The following is an 18,175-nucleotide window of genomic DNA, read 5'->3' on the forward strand; positions in this document are numbered from 1 at the left end:
GCATGGGGGGGTCTCGATGAAAGCTCGGAGGGTGGTATTACCCTACGACGTCATTCCCGCGAAGGCGGGAACCTAGTGGGATGCTGCAGCTCCAGTGGAGGTTGAGAAACCGCACTGGGTTTCCGCCTTCGCGGGAATGACGCCGGTGGGTGGGCGGTTTGGGGACGCGAATGGACAGCGAGAAAGACTTCTACGTCTACATGCTCGCCAGCAAAATGGGTGGGACGATCTACATCGGGGTCACCAGCGATCTCATTGGCCGGACCTACATCCATCGCGAAAACCTGGTGCCGGGTTTCACCAGCAAGTACGGGGTGCACCGGTTGGTATGGTTCGAGCAGCAGGGGGACGTCGAATACGCGATCCTGCGCGAGAAGCAGCTGAAGAAGTGGAACCGGGCCTGGAAGATCCGGTTGATCGAGGAGAAGAACCCGGCCTGGGTGGATTTGTATCCGACGCTGTTCCCCTGATTTCCCGCCACCACCGGCGTCATTCCCGCGAAGGCGGGAACCTAGTGCGATCTCGCAATGCCGGTGGAGGCTGAAGCATCCCACTGGGTCCCCGCCTTCGCGGGGATGACGCCGGTGGGTGGGACGATGACAACGCCAAACCGTAGCCCTACGCCTTCGGCTCGAACTGCAAACTCGTGCCGTTCATGCAGAAGCGGTCGCCCGTCGGGTTGGGACCGTCGGGGAAGATGTGGCCGAGATGGGCGCCGCAATTGGCGCAATGCGCTTCGACCCGCACCATGCCGTGCGAACGGTCGACGGTCTGGGCGACCGAGCCTTCGATCGCCTTGAAGAAGCTCGGCCAGCCGGAGCCGGATTCGTACTTGGTGTCGGCGGTGAACAGCTCGGCGCCGCAGGCGGCGCAGTGATAGATGCCGTCACGTTTTTCGGTGTTGTAGATGTGGGACCACGGCCGCTCGGTGCCGTGCTCGCGGGCGACGCGATAGAGCTCGGGGCTGAGCGTGGCGCGCCACTCTTCGTCAGACTTCTGAACCTTGAAGGTCTCGCTCATCGGGGAATCTCCGTTACGGCGCAAGATATGGCGATTGCGGCCTCCGATCGCAAATCCCAGGGCCCTCACAAATCTGTGGTGCAGCCCTGCGGCTCAACCGGTTTGCCTTGCCGGGGCGAGGGGAGGGGCTAAGGTGACCTCGATGCGAATCCCACAGGGGGGCGGACCCGGGTGGAGGCCACACCGGCAATAGCGATTGCACTGGTCGTGCTGCTGCCCTTCGTGGCGGCGGCGCTGGCGCCGCTCGTCTATCGGCTGGTTGGCGACTTTACCGGTTGGGTCGTGGCGCTGGTGCCGGTGGCCGGCTTCGTCGCGCTGTGGGGGCTGCTCGGGCGGATATCGGGCGGCGAGATCATCACCGTCGCCTGGCCGTGGGCGCCGTCCTGGGGGCTGGAACTCAGCTTCCTCATCGACGGGCTGAGCCTCACCTTTGCGCTGACCATTGCCGGCATCGGGGCGTTCATCCTGCTCTATTCTGGCGCCTACCTGAAAGGCCACAAACAGGGGCGGTTCCTCGGCTTCCTGCTGGCTTTCATGGGGGCGATGCAGGGTCTGGTGCTGGCCGACAACCTCGTCGCGCTCTACCTGTTCTGGGAGCTGACCTCGGTCGCCTCCTTCCTCTTGATCGGCTTCGACCACACCCGGCAGGCAGCGCGGCGTGCTGCGATCCAGGCGCTGCTGGTGACCGGCTTTGGCGGGCTGGCGCTGCTGGCGGCGGGGGTGACGATCTACGCCATCTCCGGCGGCTGGGAACTGAGCGCGGCGGGCGACCTCACGAGCCACCTCGCCTATCCGCTACTGGTCGGGCTGGTGCTGCTCGCGGCCTTCACCAAATCGGCGCAACTGCCGTTCCATTTCTGGCTGCCCAACGCCATGGAGGCGCCGACGCCGGTTTCGGCCTACCTCCACTCGGCGACCATGGTACAGGGCGGCGTCTACCTCGTGGCGCGGATGACCCCGCATCTGGGCGGCGAAGCGATCTGGAACCTGACGCTGATGGCGTTCGGCGGCGCGACCCTGCTCTGGGGCGCGATCGCCGCGTTGCGCCAGACTGACCTCAAGCAGATGCTGGCGCAGACGACGCTGGCCTCGCTCGGCTTGCTGATACTGCTCCTGGGCGCAGGCACCGAACTCGCGGTGACCGCGGCGGTGCTTTATTTCATCGCCCACGCACTCTACAAGGCGGGGCTGTTCCTCGTCGTCGGGGCGCTCGACCACGGCACCGGCACGCGCGACATCACCATGCTTGGCGGCTTGCGCGATCCGATGACGCTGAGCTTCATCGGCACCATCATGGCCTCGGCCGCGATGTTCGGGCTGCCACCGCTGCTGGGCTTCTTCGCCAAGGAAGAAATGTATGCCGCGCTGGCGATCGGACAGTTTGAGTCGCTCTTGGCGCTCGTGGCTTTGGTGCTCGGCAATGCGCTGCTCGGCGCCGTCGGGCTGGCGCTGTTGATCAAGCCGTTCATGGGGCAATTGCTGCCGACGCCGATCGAGCCGCACGAGGCGCCGGTGGCGATGCTGGCGGGACCGATCGCCATGGGCGTCCTGGGGATCTTCCTCGGTTTCGTGCCGACACTGGCTGGGCAGCTGGCAGTGGCGCCGGCGACGTCGGCGATCCTCGGCGTGCCCGTGGAGACGCACCTGAAGTTCAGCGTCGACCTGTTGGGGCCGGCGTTCTGGCTGTCGCTCGCCACCTGGGTACTGGCGATCGGGCTGTTCCTCAGGCTCGATCTGGGGCGGTCGCTGTTGCGGCGCGCCGCAACGACGATCGGCTGGAGTTTCGATATCGGCTTCGACTGGCTGTATTTCGGCATCGTGCGCTTAGCCGGCGCAGTGACGCGGCTGCTGCACCACGGGCGGCTGGAGCTCTATCTATTCGTGGTGTTCGCCTTGCTGGTGGTCGCGGCGATCGGCCCCCTCTGGCTGCTGGATGGGCTGCCGCGTGGACCGCAAACGCTCGACCTCAGGTTCTACGAATGGGGCCTGGTCGGGCTCGCGGTGCTCGGCGTGGTGACCGTTGTATGTGCCCGCAGCCGCCTGTTCGCCATCCTGGCGCTTGGGGTGCAGGGACTGGCTGTGGCGCTGCTCTACCTGGTGTTCGGCGCGCCCGACCTGAGCTTCACCCAGTTCATGGTTGAAATCCTCTCTGTGGTAATCCTCGCCCTGGTGATGACCCGGCTCGATCTCGATACTGCCGACCGGCGCCCACTCGAGGATTGGGCCCGCGATGGCGGCGTGGCGCTGCTCGGCGGTCTTGCGGTGACCATACTGCTTTGGGCGGTGATCGAGGGGCCGTTCGATGTGAGGCTCTCGACCTTCTTCAATGCGCACAGCGTGCCGATCGCCCATGGCCACAACGTCGTCAACGTCATCCTCGTCGACTTCCGCGGGCTGGATACGCTGGGCGAGATCTCCGTGGTGATGACGGCAGGCATTGCCATGCTGGCGCTGATCCGCGGCGCCAGGCGGAGCAAGCGTGCTGAAATCGCACCAGTCGAACCTGCACCGCAACGGAAGCGCCGCGCGGCGCGGAAGGCGGCGGCATGAACTCGCTGATCTTCCGCACCATCGCGCCGCTGCTGGTTGCTGTGATGCTGGTGTTCTCGGTGTTCGTGCTGCTGCGCGGCCACAATGAGCCGGGCGGCGGCTTCATCGGCGGGCTGATCGCGGCGTCGGCGCTGGCGATTTACGGTATGGCGATGGGCGTCGATGCGGCACGCACCGCACTCAAGGTTCATCCGCTCGCCTATGCCGGGTTCGGCGTGGCGCTCGCGGCACTCGCCGGAGTGCTGTCGATCCTGTTCGACGTGCCTTTCCTAACCGGGCTGTGGACTATCTTCGAGTTAGACGAGGTGGAGGTGGCGATCTCTACCCCGATGGTGTTCGATATCGGCGTCTACTTCGTCGTTTTCGGTACCATCGCCGCGGTGGCGCTGGCGCTCGAGGACGAGGAGGGTGGCGCCTGATGGACCATGTCATCGCCGCGCTGTCCGGTGTCTTTCTCGCTGCCGCGATCTACCTGCTGCTGTCGCGTGCGCTGATCCGCATGCTGCTCGGCCTGGTGCTGCTGGGCAACGCGGTGAACCTCTTGATCCTCGTCGCCGGACGGCTGGGAAGGATCGTCCCGCCGATCGCGCTTGATGGGGCCAACGCGCCGTCGGCGGGTGCCGCGAACCCGCTGCCGCAGGCTTTGATCCTTACGGCGATCGTCATCGGTTTTGCGATGTTCGCGTTCCTCCTGGTGCTGGCCTACCGCACCTACCAGTCGCTCGAGGCCGATGATACCGACCGCATGCGCGTCGCCGAGCCGCGCGGCGGGCCGAAACCGCCGATGAGCTACTGATGAGCGGTGCGATGCAGGATTTCGCCACGCATCCGACCAACTGGCTGGTGATCCTGCCGGTGGTGCTGGCACTGCTCGGCGGCGCCGTGCTGCTGATGTTGCGCGAGGCGCGGGAGGCGCAGTTCTGGCTGGCGCTCGGCATCGTCGCTGTGATCTTCGTCTCGGATATCGCGCTGGCGCTCAGGGTAAGCGAGACGGGGCCGGTGGCGATGACCATGGGGCGTTGGCTGCCGCCCTTCGGCATCAGCTTTGTCGCCGATCTGACCAGCGCGGTGTTCGCTCTGGCGGCAGCCGGAGTGACGCTGCTGCTGCTGGTCTACCTGCGGATGGACATGCCGGATCGGGCCCGGCGGGACGGGGTCTATCCGCTGATCCTCCTGCTGCTTGCCGGGGTCAGCGGCTCGTTCCTGACCGGCGACCTGTTCAACCTCTATGTCTGGTTCGAGGTGATGCTGATCTCGAGCTTCGGGCTGATGGTGCTGGGCGGACGCAACATCCAGCTCGACGGCACGGTGAAATACGGCTTCCTCAACTTCCTCGCGACCACATTCTTCCTTGCCGCGCTCGGGCTGCTCTACGGCACGCTGGGGACGCTCAACATGGCCGACATCGTCGGTCGGGCAGGGTTGGCCAATCCCGCGGTGATGACCTCGATCGCGGCGCTGCTGCTGCTGGCTTTCGGCATGAAGGCGGCGGCATTTCCGGTCAATGCCTGGCTGCCGGCCAGCTACCACGCGCCGCCGGCAGCGATCTCGGCGCTGCTGGCCGGCCTGCTCACCAAGGTGGGCGTCTACGCCCTGCTGCGCGCTCTGGTGATGCTGCTGCCGGCCAGCCGCGAGGTGCTTGAGCCGGTGCTGGTGCTGGTGGCGATCGGCACGCTGATCCTCGGTCCGCTCGGGGCCATCGCCGAGACCAACCTCAGGCGAGCGCTGGGTTTCCTGGTGATTGGCGGCATCGGCGCGACCATTGCCGGTGCGGCGCTCGGCAATGCTACAGGGCTCGCCGGGTCAGTGACCTATGTGCTGCACGCCATGCTGACGATATCAGGGCTTTACCTCGTCGCCGGGCTGCTCGAGGCGATATCAGGTGAAACCGACACGCGCCGCATGGGCGGCGTCTATGCGGCGGCCTCACTACCCTCGCTGCTGTTCTTCGTCCTGATGCTGGCCGTGGCGGGCGTCCCGCCATTTCTCGGCTTCTGGCCAAAGCTGCTGCTGGTTCAGGGCGGCATCGAAGGCTGGGGCTTTGGTCGCGATGGCTGGGCCTTGACGCTGTGGCTGGCGGTGCTCGCCAATGCGCTGTTGACCCTGATCGCGGTCAGCCGGCTGTGGGCCCACATCTTCTGGCGCCCCGGGCATGAGGGGGCAGCCACCGAGGCGCCGAACCCGGATTTGAAGCCGCTCAGCCCTCAGGTGCGTTGGCTCGGGCTTGGCTCGGCCGGCGTGCTGACGCTGGTCGTGCTGCTGCTCGGGCTGTGGCCGGAGCCACTGCTCGGCTTCGGCAAGGATGCGGCGGCGGGGCTGCTGCGGCCGGCCAACTATATCGTCGCCACCGGTCTCGAAGGAGCCGCGCCATGAGTCTGGTCCTGCTCACCATCGTCCTGGCGCTCGGCTGGGCGGCGGCCACCGGCAGTTTCACGCTGCCCAACCTGCTGCTTGGCGCGCTGGTCAGCGCCGCCTGCCTGTTCGTCGTGCGAGGATACGTATCGCGTCCCAACGTGCTGCCCCGCGCGCTCCGCATCGGGGCGCTCGCGTGGCTGCTCGTCACCGAACTGGTGATGAGCGCGCTGCGCGTGGCGCGGCTGGTGCTCCGCCCCGACCTCAATGCCCATATCCGGCCGGCGATCATTGCGTTTCCGCTGAGCGTGACCAGTGATGCCGAGATCACGCTGCTCGCCAACCTGATCACGCTGACGCCGGGAACGCTCAGCGTCGATGTGTCGGAGGATCGGCGCTTGCTCTACATTCACGCCATCCACGTCACCGATCGCGCAGCATTCATCAGGGGGATCGCCACCGGGTTCGAGGCGAAGGTCGCGGGGGCGTTCCGATGAGTGGCGCAGCAGCACTGCAGCTGGCGAGCCAGATCGCGCTCGGGCTGCTGCTCGTTGGCATGCTGCTGGCGGTGATTCGCCTGATCCGCGGCCCCAATCTCGGCGACCGCATCCTGGCGCTCGATATGATCACCGTGCTCGCCACCGGCTTCATCGCCGCAGTGGCGGTGCTGACGGGGTTCTCGCTCTATGTCGATATTGCCATCGCGCTGGCGCTGGTGGGGTTTCTCGCTACGGTGGCGATGGCGCGCTACCTGATGAGCCGGGCGCGAAACCGGGAGGTTGAACGGTGATTGTCGAACTCACGCAGTATCTCGCCGCCGCCCTGGTGCTGGCCGGTGCGCTGTTCAGCCTGACCGCGGCGATCGGCGTGCTGCGCTTGCCCGACCTCTATACCCGGCTGCATGCAGCATCGAAAGCGGGAGCGATCGGCGCCGGGCTGATTTTCCTAGCACTGGCAGTGGCTTCGCTCGATGGCGCGGTGATCCTGCGTTCTTTGCTGGGCATCGTGTTTCTACTGTTGTCCACCCCGCTCTCCGCACACTTGCTCGCACGTGCGGCATATCGCTGCGGGGAGGCGCCGGCCGCTACGACGACTGTCGACGATTTGAAGTGAAACACTTTGGCAACTGCACACTATTGCCGCAAATCAAAGGTTATACACATAGACGACAGTTGCTATTGCATTTGCAGTGCAGCGGTTCTATTGAACCAGTCCAGGGCAAGGCTGCCACCTCTTCGCCCTGACATACCGCAGAAAAGGACCCGAAATGACCGATATCATCAGCGGCAATGCCGCGGCTGACAACGATCTCATCGATCTGAGCGCCGACATTGTCTCCGCTTATGTTAGCCACAATGCTCTTAGCGTTACCGACCTGCCCAAGCTGATTGCAGACGTGCACACTGCCCTCCGGAATCTCCAGTCTCCTGTCGCGGCCGAACCGGCCGAGGAACTGAAGCCGGCCGTTCCGGTTCGCAAGTCCGTCGCCCCGGACTTCATCATCTGTCTCGAGGACGGCAAGAAGTTCAAGTCGCTGAAGCGGCACCTGCGCACCCACTACAATCTCTCGCCCGAAGAGTACCGCGAGAAGTGGGGCCTGCCGGCCGACTACCCGATGGTTGCGCCGAACTATTCGGCGACCCGTTCGCGGCTCGCCAAGGACAATGGCCTGGGCCGCAAGGCCGCCTGATCGGCTCCAAGCGATCGACTGGCTGTGGCCGCTCCGCAAGGGGCGGCCACGCTGTTTTCTGGACCTGCTTGCGCCTGATGCCGACGGGCCGGTGCTGCTCAGCCGCAGCGCTCGAGTACGCGCTTGATGGCAGCCGACGAGCCCTTGGCGTCAAAGCTCTTGCTGTCGAACACCTCGAGCCCGCCCTGCGACTTGCTGCGGACATAGGCGACGCGGATGCTCGCCTTGGCCCCCTGGGCGATGCGCGCCCACTGCCGCGCCACGGGACCGCGGACGATCATCGAGGTGCCGTCGCTGTGGATCAGCGGGATCTCCTGCGCAAAGCTGCTGCCGCCGGCTGCAGAAACGCCGGCACCCTCGGCCGGATCCGGGGTGATGGCGAGGTTCATCGAGCTGGCGCCGGCGACCTGCCGATGCGGCGAGCGCACCCAGAAACCCATCGCCAGGTCTCCGCCGCGGCAGGCGAATTGGAACTGCGCGCTGCCATTGTCGAGATAGGCGATCGGCACGCTGCCATCCTCGTAGGTCCATTCCGCCGCGCCGGCAGTGGTTGCCAGCGCGAGCACGAGAAAGGCCGAAATCACCCTGAGCATAGAGATCCCCGTCAAACACGGCGGACCGTAGTCGCAGAGCGGCGCTGCTCGCAAGCGATGCCGCGATCAAGGTGTGGAGAGCAGCATCGACCCGGCCCTAGGCCGCCGCCATCTGGCTGTCGGTGAACACCGCGTACTGTGCCGAATAGGCCCGCTGAAACGCCGGGCGCGCCTTGCCGCGAGCGACATAGGCGGTAAGGTTCGGGTGCTCCGCCAACAACTCGGAGCCCTCGAGGCGGCGCAGCACGCCGACCAGCACCAAGTCGCCGGCGCTGAACTCGCCATCGAGCCAATCGGCGTCGCCGAGCCGCCGCGACAGGTCGTCGAGCCGGTTGCGAATCCGGGCGTCGACGGTCGCCAGATGCTCATCGTACCAGGGCTTGTCGCCCTCGGTGTATTCCGCCGCTTCGCGATCGACGATCGGCGGCTCGACGGTGGCGAGCGCGGCGAACATCCAGGTGATGGCGCGGGCCCGCGCCGCGGGGTCATTCGGCAGCAGGCCCTGATGCTGCTCGGCGATGTGGAAGACGATGGCGCCGGATTCGAACAGGGTGAACACGCCATCCTCGTAGGTCGGGATCTGCCCGAACGGCTGCAGCGCCCGATGCGCCGGCTGCTTCATCTCGTCGAACGACACCAGGCGCACGTCATAGGGTTGGCCGACCTCTTCGAGCGCCCAGCGCACCCGCATGTCGCGCGCCTGTCCCTGGCCGCCATCGGGAGAGCTCGCAAAGGCCGTAATCGTCGGGATCATCAGTCAGCTCCGGTGTTGTTCATGCGGCTGGCCAATCCAGCCTTCACTTTTAGTCGAAGCTCCGGAGCGGGATTCGACATCGGCTGATGAGTTTTTTGTTCCTATGCGGCGTAGGCGATCCACCCTCGGAAGCTGAGGCCGGCGAAGAACAGGCTGATGCCATCGAAGCCGGCCTCATGCAGCATCTGTTCATCCTGTTCGGGGGCGAGGATGGTCAGCCGGGTGCCGATCGCCTCCCGGGCGGCTTCGAGATGCGTCGGATCGGTGCCGCGCGCCGCGCCATAGGCGACGTGCCGGGCGATCCACTGTGTGCGTTCCGGCTCGGTCTGCGGGAAGCTGATATGCATCAGCGCCAGCGGCGCCCCGGGTTTCAGCCGTCGATGCAACTGCCGGAGCGTTTCGCGCCGTTGGTCGACCGGGATGAAATGGAAGGTGAGGAGGCTCGTCGCCGCATCGAAGGGGCCAGACGGCGCCGCGTCGATCAAGCCCTGGTGCAGCAGCACCCGCGCGCCATACGGGCCGATAGTATCCTCGGCGAGCGCCAGCATATCGGGCGATGGGTCGACGCCATCGAACAGCCAGCCGGGCTGGGCTTCCGCGAGTGCCCTGAGCTCGAGGCCGCCACCGGCGCCATGCACCAGGACTTTGCCCTTGGCGGGAACGCGCTCCGCCAGCAGCATCTCCACCATGCGGTGCAGGCTCGCAAAGCCGGGGACCTGGCGCGGCGGGCCGTCGAGATAACCGCGGTGGCGAAGGGGCGAGAAGGCGCCGCGCATTTCTGCGCTCCTGACGCGATTGTCGTGAGTGGACATGGTCACTCCATTTCATGTATCTTTTGTTGATACGAAAGATTGGAGCGGTGGTCAACCGGTTGGGTTGACAGCTGCGGGGGCAGGTTTCAGGACAGGTGGATGAACAAGGACACGCGACTTTCCGGTGTTTTGCATGTGCTGCTGCACCTGGGGCAGGTGAGCGTTCCGCTGACCTCCGAGAAGCTGGCCGCCACCATGGGAACCAACCCCGCCATCTTCCGCCGCACCATGGCCGGGCTCAGGAAGGCGGGCCATGTGCATTCCGGCAAGGGGCATGGCGGCGGCTGGCTGCTGGCGCAGCCGCTAACTGAGATCACCCTGCTCGATGTCTACCAGGCGCTCGGCCGTCCGGCGCTGTTCGCCTTCGGCAACCGCAGCGCCAACCCCGCGTGCAAGGTCGAGCAGGCGGTAAACGAAGCGCTCGGCGAAACGTTGGCTCAAGCGGAAGCGCTGTTTGTCCAGCGCTTCGGCGCCATTACCCTCGATCGGTTGATGCCGTCGCACGCTTCGGCGCTGGCCGTGCACGGGCACCCGCACGTTTAGGGCTCACCCTGCGTCGGTAAGCACCAGGTGTTCCTCGACGATGCGGAAGCCGGCGCGGGCGAAGGCCTTGGCCATCGGCAGGTTGGCAAAGTCGGTGTCGGCGCCGATCGACTCGCTGGGGGCGGCCTCGCTGAGACGCCACGCCATCTCGGCAAGCAGGTCATCGACATAGCCGCGGCCGCGCTGCGCCGGGACAACGCCGATATAGCCGATGGTCGGCTGACTGTAGTTGCGCGCCGGAACGATCAGGCCGACCAGCTCGCCGGTTTTCGTATAGGCCAGTTGCCACCAGTCGCGCGGCGAGGGGAACCAGTGGAGGTCCTCGAGCTGCATCTCCGCCGCCCGCTCGATGCCGTGGGTGGCAACGGCGTGTCGGTCATGTGCATCGAGCGTGCCGACCAGCAGTTGCTGCAGCACGGCCAGCACCTCAGTGTCATCAGCAGGACGGAACTCCAGCCGCTCGCTGCGCGCCGGCAGGCCGTCGCGATCTGCTGACCAGCGATAGGTGAAGCGCTCGACGAACGGCACGAGTCCGGCGTTCTGCGCGCTCATGAGCCGAGCCTCGCCGGCGGCTCGCAACGCCGCATCGTCGCGCCAACCGGGCGGCATGAACAGGTGGTAGTCCGGGCGCTTGCCCTCAGCGTTACGGATCGTCTGGTGGGCGGTGCGCAGCAGCGCGGTGCCCAGTTCAACCTGCTGCGGCCCGGGCTCTGCCTCAAGCCAGTCGAGCGACACCGGATGCCTGTCCTCACGTCCCGCCCAGAAGCAGGCCCGCGCGACGACGGTGCCGTCGCGCAGCGCGATCCAGGTGTGCTCAGGCCGGTACTGGTTCGAGGCGAGCAGGGCCTCGTAGTCACGGGCCGTCTCCCACATACCGGGCTGACGCGCGAACGGGTAGGAGAGAAAGAGTTCGGTCTCGCCCGGCTGCAGCGGACGGATGACGAGTTCAGGCATCGACTCTCAGGCCGCCGCCAGCGACCGCGCTTCGCTGCGCATCCGGTTGACCATGGCGACAAGGCCGTTGGAGCGCTGCGTGGTGAGGTGCTCGCGCAGGCCGAGCTCGTCGAAGATGGCGATCGCATCAGTTTCGGCGATCTCGCGGGCGGGGCGGCCGGAATAGAGCGCGATCAGCACGGCGACGAGGCCACGCACGATCATGGCGTCGGATTCGCCGCGATACTCGAGCTGAGCGCCGTTGTGATTGGAGACCAGCCAGACTTGCGAGGTGCAGCCATGCACCTTGTTCTCCGCGTTCTTCTCGCTCTCGGCGAGCGGCGGCAGCGCCTGCCCGAGCTCGATGATGTAGCGGTAGCGATCTTCCCAGTCGTCCAGGAAGCTGAGGTTTTCGGCGATCTCGGTGAAGGCGGCAGGGTGCTTCATAAGCGGATAGATAGGCGAGCGAATGGCGAATAGCGAGTGGCGAATAGGCTGCGCTGCTCGCTATTCGCTACCCAATATTCGCCAAGAAGGAGAGAGCCGCAGTGCGGGGCAGCGCACTGCGGCTCGGCCAGGGATCGCTGCTGGAGTAGCGTCGGGGAAGTGACGCAACCCCTGGCTCAACCCATCCGATCCGGTCGCGGTCGGGGGAGCGGGACCGGGATGTTCGACGTCATTTGCATGGGTATGTCGACGAACGGGAACTTGCTGCCGGCGAGCACCGTGAGCGCGGCTTTGCCGCCGGCGCATTCAAGGGTGCTGCAGTCGCTGGCGAGAACCTGAGAGACGATCACCTGCTGGCCGGCCTTGAGGGCCTGCGCGGAAGCATCGCTGGCGGTCTTGCCCAGGTCGAAGTCCTTCGGCGCGATGATGAGGAACATCACCGTCAGCCAGAATGCAGACCTCAACACGAACATCGTCGCCTCTTCCCGTACCGGCAGTCCACCTGCCTTGTGTTGCGGGGAGGCTAGGCCGGGCGACTTAAGTCCGGTTTCGAGATTTCGATAAAATTGTCGGCAAATGCCACGGATCGAGTCGGATCGAGCGGCGGCGACGCACCCTTGCCCTGCGGGATTCGGCGGGTGGTCAAGCTCTAACCGCCGGCCCGTCGGAAGCCCGCGGTCGGCGCAACGAACTGTTTACGCTAACCCCAGAAAGCCCCTGCGCAACGCCATGGATCGGGTGCGCAACCGCCCTGCGGCCTCTTCCCCTTAAACCCGCATTAGGCGTTCGGGTGGAAGCTCCGGGCAACAAGAAAATGGGCGGCGGGGCGGTTGGTTAGAGTTATGCGTAGCCTCTGGACATGGTTGAGCGATGCGATGCGTCGCGCTTGGCGCACCGAGCCGGTGCGGGGCGCGGGTGGGCGTCCTGAAGCCTTGCGCCGGCAGGCCATTGCCACAAATGCCAAGCTCGTCCTGATCCTGAGTTTGATCGGCATGCCGGCGGCGCTCTATGCGCTGACCCAGTCCATGCTGCTCCCCTTTGTCCTCGCGACCATCGGTATCGCGGCGGGCGTCCTCACCATCGCGCTCTGCCAGCGCGGTCAGTATGAGCGCGCCGCCGCGGGGCAGGTCTACGCCACGCTGCTCGCTGGCGCGCTGTTGACCATCGCCGATCCGGCGATCGCCGATTTCGGCCTTGCCGTGGCGGTGCTCGGCCCGGTGCATGCCTCGCTCCTGACCCGTACGCCGGTGAAGAAGCGCGCCTGGGCGATTCTCGTCGCCGTGGTGGCGCTGGGGGTGCTGGCGAGCTTCAACATCCTTGCCTGGCCTGAGCCGTTCCACATGTCGACGACGCTGATCGGCGGCCTGGTGTTCACCATCACCGCCGCCATCGTCGCCCATTCGGCCAACCGACTGAATACTGTGTTCGAGGTCTACGAGAAGGCGCAGATCAACGCCTACCGGCACCTGATCGAGCACGTGCAGGATGCGGTGATGCGCTTTGCCAGCGACGGCACGGTGCTGTTCACCTCGCGCTCGGCCGAAAAGCTGTTCGGCTGCCGTCGCTTCGAGCTCAGCGGCAACGGGCTGGTCGAGCGCATCCACGTGATGGATCGGCCGACCTACCTCACCGCCTTCGCTGAAGCCAACCAGGACGGTCGCACCCGCCGCGTCGAAATCCGCATGCGCCGCGACGAGCCCGGCCCGTCGGCGGCCGCGCCGCGCTACGTCTGGGTCGAAGCGTCACTGTCCCCGGTGGTCGATGCCGATGCGCCGGGTTCGCGCAACGAAGTCGTCGTGCTGCTGCGCGACGTGACCGAGCGGCACGACTACATGAACGAGCTGCACCGCGCCCGGAAGCTCGCCGAGGAAGCCTCGAGCGCCAAGTCGCGCTTCCTCGCCACCATCGGGCACGAGCTGCGTACGCCGCTCAACGCCATTGTCGGCTTCTCCGAGATGATGACCTCGGGCGTCGTCGGCGAGCTCAGCCCGCAGCACAAGGAATACGCCACGCTGATCCAGCAGAGCGGCCATCACCTGATCGATGTGGTCAAGATGCTGCTCGATATGAGCCGGCTGGAAGCGGGAAAGTTCGAGCTGACCACCGAGGCGATCGCGCCCGAATCGCTGGTCGAGCCGTGCCTCAAGATGGTCGACGCCATGGCGCGCGCCAAATCGGTACGGCTGATGACCGACATTCCGCGCAGCCTGCCGATGCTGATCGCCGACGAGCGCGCCTGCCGCCAGATCCTGATCAACCTCTTGTCGAACGCGGTAAAATTCTCCAACGAGCACTCGGTGGTGACGCTCGCCATGAAGCGGCAGGGCCGGCACCTCGCCATCTCGGTGGCCGACCATGGCATCGGCATGGGCGAAGAATCGGTGAGCCGAATCGGCGAGCCCTTCTTCCAGGCCCAGGATGGCCTCGCCCGCCGCTACGAGGGCACAGGCCTCGGTCTTTCGATCGTCAAGGGACTGGTCGAGCTGCATGAGGGAACCCTGCATGCCAGCTCGTCGCCGGGAGAGGGGACAGTGATGACTGTTCTGCTGCCGATAAACGGTCCGGAAACCAAGGTGGAGGAAACTGCTGCCGTTACCCCGCTTCATCGGGACCCGGTCCAGCAGCAAATGCCCACCACATGGCACGACGACGAAAGAAAAAGAGCCCTATGACGGCAGCAACTCTTGCGCACCTGCCTTTGCAGGTCGGCAGCGTCGCTATGGCCCACGCGGGCCGCGCGGCGCTCTGGGTCATTGCGCGCTACATGCGCTCGCCCCTCACCAATTCCGCCATCGCCGCCCTGGTGGTGACGTCGGCCATGGCCGGCTCGAACGCGCTCTATGGCCAACGCCACGAGCATCCGTCGCCGCTGTTCGACGCGGGGATCGAATCAGCGGCCCAGCTCGCCGACGTCGAACTGGTGATTCCCAAAACCCGTCCCAAGAGCTTCGTGATGAGCGCGCCCGCCAAGGTGCAGCGCCAGGTGGTGGCGGCTGCCGCTCCGGTTGACACGCAGGGCGGGCCGATCGGCAACAAGGAAGTGTTTGAAGTGCAGCGCAAGCTCGAGCGGCTGCAGCTCTTCACCGGGACGGTCGATGGCTATTACGGCCCGCAGACCGCCCGGGCGCTGAAGAAGTTCGAGGAGCAGCGCGGGCTGAAGCCGACCGGCGAGCTGACCCGCGACATCATCGAAATGGTGCTGGCCGCGCCGTTGTCGACGCCTGCGGCACAGCCTGTGGCCCCGGCACCGGCGCCTGCGGTCGAAAAGCCCGCAGCTGCGGTCGTGCAAAAACCCGCTGCGGTGGTGACCTTACCCAAGGTCGAGGTCGCGCCAGTCGCAGCCGAGTTGCCCAAGGCGGAGCAGCTCAAGGCTGAGCAGCCCAAGCCTGAGCAACAGCGGACCGACGCGGTGAAGCCGCAGTCGCTGGCGGTGATGGAGCAGCCCAAGCCGCTGGTCGCCGATATCGAGACCGGCTCGATCGCCCTGGCAAAGCAGGCAACCGGCAACACCGTGCTGGGCCGGCCCGTGCCGAAATCGCCGGAAGCGGCGCTCGAGATGGCGGCGGAAACCGCCGGCGACGCGATCAGCACCATCGTCAACGGCGTGCAGTCGATGACCATGACGACAGCACCCAAGGTGCTGCCCAAAAAGCCGGTGGTGCAGCAGTTCGCCGCCGAATCGAACGCGCTGAGCACTGCCGAGGCCGCGCCGCCGGTAGCGCTGGTGCCCAAGGCGGCGGTTGAGCGGACCGAGCTCGCTGCCTTGCCCGACAAGCCGCAGGTCGGCGTGCCCTTGAAAATCGAGGAGCCGGCGCCGCCGGCGCCGGGCGAGGCGATCGCGGTGCTCGACACCGAAGCGACGCCCGAACAGCTGATGGCGCCGTTCTCGGTCACCGATCCGGTGATCGTCGCCAAAGTGCAGCGCGGGCTGGGGAGCCTGGGGTTCTTGCATGGCCCGGCCGATGGCGTGGCCGGCGAAGCCACCGCCAAGGCGATCCGCAATTTTGAGGTCTACTTCAACTACAAGGTGACCGGCCGGATCTCACCCGAACTGCTCGACCTCCTGGTCGACAACGGCGCCGCGATCTAGCGACCCCCATTGCGCCCGCCGGCCGCTCGCGGTCGGATGGCGCATGGATTCGGCAGCGATTCACCTCGAGATGCGGCGAGCCTGGCGACCGGGCAAGCGGCTCATGTTGCTCGGACCCGGCGGCGTCGGCAAGTCGACGCTGGGCCGAGCTCTCGCGCAGGAGCTCGATTGGCCGCTGATCGATCTCGATCTCGAGTTCTGCGAGCGGATCGGGGTGATCGGCCCGTTCATCGCCGCACACGGCTACGAGCGCTATCGGGCCGACAATCTCGCACTGGCCGAGCAACTGCTCGGCGACGCCCCGGAGCCGGGCATCTTCGTTACTGCGTCGGGCTTCCTCGTAGCGCCCCCCGGCAGCGACGACCGCATTCGGGCGGAGCGGCTGGTTGCGACATGTTATGGCGTCGCCCTGCTGCCGTCGCTGGATCTGGAACGTGCCACATCCATCGTGGTGGCGCGGCAGCTGACGCGGGGCTTTGGTCTCGAGCGGCAGAGCGAAGAGCGGAAGTTCCGCCAGCGCTTTGCGATCTACCGGGAGAGCGGCGACATGCTGGTCTGCTCGGTGGCACGCCCCGAGACCATTGCGGCCGGCGTGCTCGGCCGCCTTGGACTCGTCGCGCCAGCCTAGCCAGACGCCGGGTTTTCCGGCACAGGTGAGCCATGTTTCGCACCGACCTCTGGGTTTCGGCCTTCGTTCGCCGCCATAACGATATCGGCCACCTCTGTGTGGTGTCGCGCCGCGGTGACCCGATCGCCGGGCAGATCTTCGTCGAGGTCGATCACCTCAACGGCGAAGTGTCGCTCTATACGCCGGCGCCGGCGACCAGCCTCGGCGACAACCCCGAGGCCCGGGTGTTCCAGCTGCGCTTCGACCATGTCGAGCCAGCCAAGGTGCGGGAGCGGATCGAGAGGGAGTACGACTTCGACCCGGACCTGTGGGTGGTGTCGCTGGAACTACGGAAAGGCGAGTTGGGGCTGGAAGTGGCGCGAACCTAGTTCGTCGGCCTTGCATCCAATGCACTGGCGTCATTCCCGCGAAGGCGGGAAACTAGTGGGATGTCGCAACGGTGGTGGAGACTGAAGCATCCCACTGGGTCCCCGCCTTCGCGGGGATGACGTCTGTGGTTGTGGGTAGCTGGGTGCAGACCTTAGCTCGCCCGTGCCCCGATCCGGGCCAGCGCCTCGATGGCCTGGTCGACCACCGGGTTGCGTTCGCGGGTCTGCGGGGGCGGGATGCGGCGGCGTTCGATTTCGAACGGCTTGTATTCCGGCTTGGTCATGTCGAGCAGGTTCACCTCGCCGCGCCAGGCGCTCATCAGGAACGCCGTGGCATCGACGCTGACCGTTTCGAACAGTTTTGAGAACTGCGCCAGCGCCTTGGAGCGATCCTCGTCGTGCGAGGTGGCGTGGATCAGCACCTTGAGCCCGTCCTGCGCATCGCAGCCGAAGGCGCGCAGCACCACGAACAGTGCGGCGCCTGAGGTGTCATGGGCGATCTGCCCGCAGCGGACCTCGTCGAGCCCGGTGATCTGATGCAGGAGTTTGGTGACCTCCGGCCGGCGGTTCTCGGAGAACAGCTTCATCAGCGCCCGGGTCAGCTCGCCGGTGGCGACCGACAGCTGCTCCAGCGTGCGCTTGATCGGCGCGGCCGGCGTTTCGCGCTGCGAGAACGCGTTGATCACCTTCACCCGATCGGTCTCGCCCAGGTCGAAGAAGGCCGGCGCCAGCAGCGCCGCGTCGAAATCCTCGCGCGCCGCCAGCGACCAGGCCACCTGGTGATCCATCTGCGCCGAGCGGGCGAGGGCGCTGAGATAGGGGCCGCGCGGCACGATCGCCGTATTGGTGGCGATGGCGCGGTAGACCTTGCGGCTGTTCATCTGAAACAGCCGGCCGAGCACGCCATTGGAAAGGTCGGCGCGGCGGGCCAGCGCAGCGCCCAGTGTCACGTCGTTCGACGAGATCACCTTGAGCATGGTGCCCTCGGAGAGTTTCGGCGCCGAGACCAGGAAATCCGGCAAGTCATCGCCGAGGTGCCGTACCACCAGTTGCTCGAGTTCGGGCGACAGATCCTCGGAGCGGCCGAGCGTCGCTGCCGCCTTGGCGCGGGCGGCCGGCGCTGCAGCCGGGAACAGGCGCTGGGCCAGCGCCGCAAACTGTTCCATTTCGGCACTGGTCGGCCGTCCGCGGCGCGCAAAGGCATCGCATGCCGCGCATAACAGCGTGTTCGTTCGATCGACGCCGCCCGTCTCGATGAGGAGCTGGAACGTCTCGTAAGGCTGGAAACCGATCATATTTTGCCCTGAAAGGCCCCAGGATTCGGGCCTCAACCACAAGTCGGACTATTTCAGGGAAATCGTTAGCGAACTGTTAACCTTGACGAACTCTTAATGG

22 protein-coding genes are annotated in these 18,175 nt (G+C 66.1%); 14 read left to right on the top strand and 8 right to left on the bottom strand.

The features are described from left to right. Nucleotides 1–170: 170 nt before the first annotated feature. Complete coding sequence (locus tag VW23_RS12300; protein ID WP_069909867.1) at nt 171–470, top strand: GIY-YIG nuclease family protein; 300 nt, start codon at nt 171–173, stop codon at nt 468–470. A 148-nt stretch (nt 471–618) separates the two neighbouring features. On the opposite strand, the gene msrB is transcribed toward VW23_RS12300, so the two are convergent. Next, on the bottom strand, nt 619–1,020 hold the full coding sequence (gene msrB, locus VW23_RS12305; protein ID WP_069909868.1) for a peptide-methionine (R)-S-oxide reductase MsrB: 402 nt from the start codon (nt 1,018–1,020) through the stop codon (nt 619–621). A 171-nt stretch (nt 1,021–1,191) separates the two neighbouring features. Between msrB and mbhE the strand changes: the two genes are divergently transcribed. The 8 genes from mbhE (at nt 1,192) to VW23_RS12345 (ending at nt 7,612) form a co-directional block, all read left to right on the top strand. Continuing rightward, nucleotides 1,192–3,570 (top strand): hydrogen gas-evolving membrane-bound hydrogenase subunit E, encoded by a 2,379-nt coding sequence (gene mbhE / locus VW23_RS12310; protein ID WP_069909869.1) that lies wholly within the window; start codon nt 1,192–1,194, stop codon nt 3,568–3,570. After that, nucleotides 3,567–3,989 carry a Na+/H+ antiporter subunit B gene (locus VW23_RS12315; RefSeq protein ID WP_069909870.1) on the top strand — a complete coding sequence of 141 codons (423 nt, stop codon included), beginning with the start codon at nt 3,567–3,569 and terminating at the stop codon, nt 3,987–3,989. The genes mbhE and VW23_RS12315 overlap by 4 nt, the downstream gene beginning before the upstream one ends. Next, nucleotides 3,989–4,366 (top strand): Na+/H+ antiporter subunit C, encoded by a 378-nt coding sequence (locus VW23_RS12320; RefSeq protein WP_069909871.1) that lies wholly within the window; start codon nt 3,989–3,991, stop codon nt 4,364–4,366. Before VW23_RS12315 ends, VW23_RS12320 begins: the two co-directional genes overlap by 1 nt. Beyond that, nucleotides 4,366–5,943, top strand: a complete 1,578-nt coding sequence (locus tag VW23_RS12325) for a proton-conducting transporter transmembrane domain-containing protein (RefSeq protein ID WP_069909872.1) — start codon at nt 4,366–4,368, stop codon at nt 5,941–5,943. The genes VW23_RS12320 and VW23_RS12325 overlap by 1 nt, the downstream gene beginning before the upstream one ends. Then, a complete protein-coding gene (locus VW23_RS12330; RefSeq protein ID WP_069909873.1) occupies nt 5,940–6,419 on the top strand; it encodes a Na+/H+ antiporter subunit E in 480 nt (159 codons plus the stop codon). Before VW23_RS12325 ends, VW23_RS12330 begins: the two co-directional genes overlap by 4 nt. Next, the gene (locus tag VW23_RS12335; protein WP_069909874.1) at nt 6,416–6,712 is read left to right on the top strand and encodes a cation:proton antiporter; all 297 of its coding nucleotides are present in this window, start codon (nt 6,416–6,418) and stop codon (nt 6,710–6,712) included. Before VW23_RS12330 ends, VW23_RS12335 begins: the two co-directional genes overlap by 4 nt. Continuing rightward, nucleotides 6,709–7,035 (top strand): monovalent cation/H(+) antiporter subunit G, encoded by a 327-nt coding sequence (gene mnhG, locus VW23_RS12340; protein ID WP_069909875.1) that lies wholly within the window; start codon nt 6,709–6,711, stop codon nt 7,033–7,035. The genes VW23_RS12335 and mnhG overlap by 4 nt, the downstream gene beginning before the upstream one ends. Nucleotides 7,036–7,189: 154 nt before the next feature. Then, nucleotides 7,190–7,612, top strand: a complete 423-nt coding sequence (locus tag VW23_RS12345) for a Ros/MucR family transcriptional regulator (protein ID WP_069909876.1) — start codon at nt 7,190–7,192, stop codon at nt 7,610–7,612. Between the two features lie 98 nt (nt 7,613–7,710). Here the strand turns inward: VW23_RS12345 and VW23_RS12350 are convergent, their stop codons facing one another. The 3 genes from VW23_RS12350 to VW23_RS12360 all read right to left on the bottom strand — a co-directional run bounded on the left by VW23_RS12350 (nt 7,711) and on the right by VW23_RS12360 (nt 9,771). Further along, on the bottom strand, nt 7,711–8,205 hold the full coding sequence (locus tag VW23_RS12350; RefSeq protein ID WP_069909877.1) for a hypothetical protein: 495 nt from the start codon (nt 8,203–8,205) through the stop codon (nt 7,711–7,713). Nucleotides 8,206–8,302: 97 nt separating this feature from the next. Further along, nucleotides 8,303–8,959 carry a glutathione S-transferase family protein gene (locus VW23_RS12355; protein ID WP_069909878.1) on the bottom strand — a complete coding sequence of 219 codons (657 nt, stop codon included), beginning with the start codon at nt 8,957–8,959 and terminating at the stop codon, nt 8,303–8,305. Between the two features lie 101 nt (nt 8,960–9,060). Next, nucleotides 9,061–9,771: a class I SAM-dependent methyltransferase gene (locus VW23_RS12360; RefSeq protein ID WP_084646008.1), complete on the bottom strand. Its 711-nt coding sequence runs from the start codon at nt 9,769–9,771 to the stop codon at nt 9,061–9,063. Nucleotides 9,772–9,870: 99 nt separating this feature from the next. Between VW23_RS12360 and VW23_RS12365 the strand changes: the two genes are divergently transcribed. After that, nucleotides 9,871–10,314 (top strand): Rrf2 family transcriptional regulator, encoded by a 444-nt coding sequence (locus tag VW23_RS12365; RefSeq protein ID WP_069909880.1) that lies wholly within the window; start codon nt 9,871–9,873, stop codon nt 10,312–10,314. 3 nt (nt 10,315–10,317) lie between these two features. On the opposite strand, the gene VW23_RS12370 is transcribed toward VW23_RS12365, so the two are convergent. The 3 genes from VW23_RS12370 to VW23_RS12380 all read right to left on the bottom strand — a co-directional run bounded on the left by VW23_RS12370 (nt 10,318) and on the right by VW23_RS12380 (nt 12,167). Next, entirely contained in the window at nt 10,318–11,268 is a 951-nt protein-coding gene (locus VW23_RS12370) for a GNAT family N-acetyltransferase (RefSeq protein WP_069909881.1), read from the bottom strand. A gap of 6 nt (nt 11,269–11,274) precedes the next feature. After that, nucleotides 11,275–11,694, bottom strand: coding sequence for a SufE family protein (locus VW23_RS12375; protein WP_069909882.1), 420 nt, complete (start codon nt 11,692–11,694; stop codon nt 11,275–11,277). 176 nt (nt 11,695–11,870) lie between these two features. Then, a complete protein-coding gene (locus tag VW23_RS12380; protein WP_069909883.1) occupies nt 11,871–12,167 on the bottom strand; it encodes a hypothetical protein in 297 nt (98 codons plus the stop codon). 402 nt (nt 12,168–12,569) lie between these two features. Here VW23_RS12380 and VW23_RS12385 point away from each other — a divergent pair, with 402 nt between their 5' ends. The 4 genes from VW23_RS12385 to VW23_RS12400 are packed head-to-tail and all read left to right on the top strand — an operon-like array spanning nt 12,570 to nt 16,780. Beyond that, nucleotides 12,570–14,366 (top strand): sensor histidine kinase, encoded by a 1,797-nt coding sequence (locus VW23_RS12385; RefSeq protein WP_069909884.1) that lies wholly within the window; start codon nt 12,570–12,572, stop codon nt 14,364–14,366. Then, complete coding sequence (locus VW23_RS12390; RefSeq protein WP_176730384.1) at nt 14,363–15,784, top strand: peptidoglycan-binding domain-containing protein; 1,422 nt, start codon at nt 14,363–14,365, stop codon at nt 15,782–15,784. The genes VW23_RS12385 and VW23_RS12390 overlap by 4 nt, the downstream gene beginning before the upstream one ends. A gap of 43 nt (nt 15,785–15,827) precedes the next feature. Continuing rightward, a complete protein-coding gene (locus tag VW23_RS12395) occupies nt 15,828–16,412 on the top strand; it encodes a shikimate kinase (protein WP_069909886.1) in 585 nt (194 codons plus the stop codon). Nucleotides 16,413–16,444: 32 nt separating this feature from the next. Further along, nucleotides 16,445–16,780, top strand: a complete 336-nt coding sequence (locus tag VW23_RS12400; protein WP_069909887.1) for a DUF1491 family protein — start codon at nt 16,445–16,447, stop codon at nt 16,778–16,780. Between the two features lie 152 nt (nt 16,781–16,932). Here the strand turns inward: VW23_RS12400 and VW23_RS12405 are convergent, their stop codons facing one another. Continuing rightward, the gene (locus VW23_RS12405) at nt 16,933–18,075 is read right to left on the bottom strand and encodes a DUF2336 domain-containing protein (protein ID WP_069909888.1); all 1,143 of its coding nucleotides are present in this window, start codon (nt 18,073–18,075) and stop codon (nt 16,933–16,935) included. Nucleotides 18,076–18,175 lie beyond the last annotated feature (100 nt).

The organism is Devosia insulae DS-56, from assembly GCF_000970465.2.
In the GTDB taxonomy this organism is placed as follows: Bacteria; Pseudomonadota; Alphaproteobacteria; order Rhizobiales; family Devosiaceae; genus Devosia_A; species Devosia_A insulae.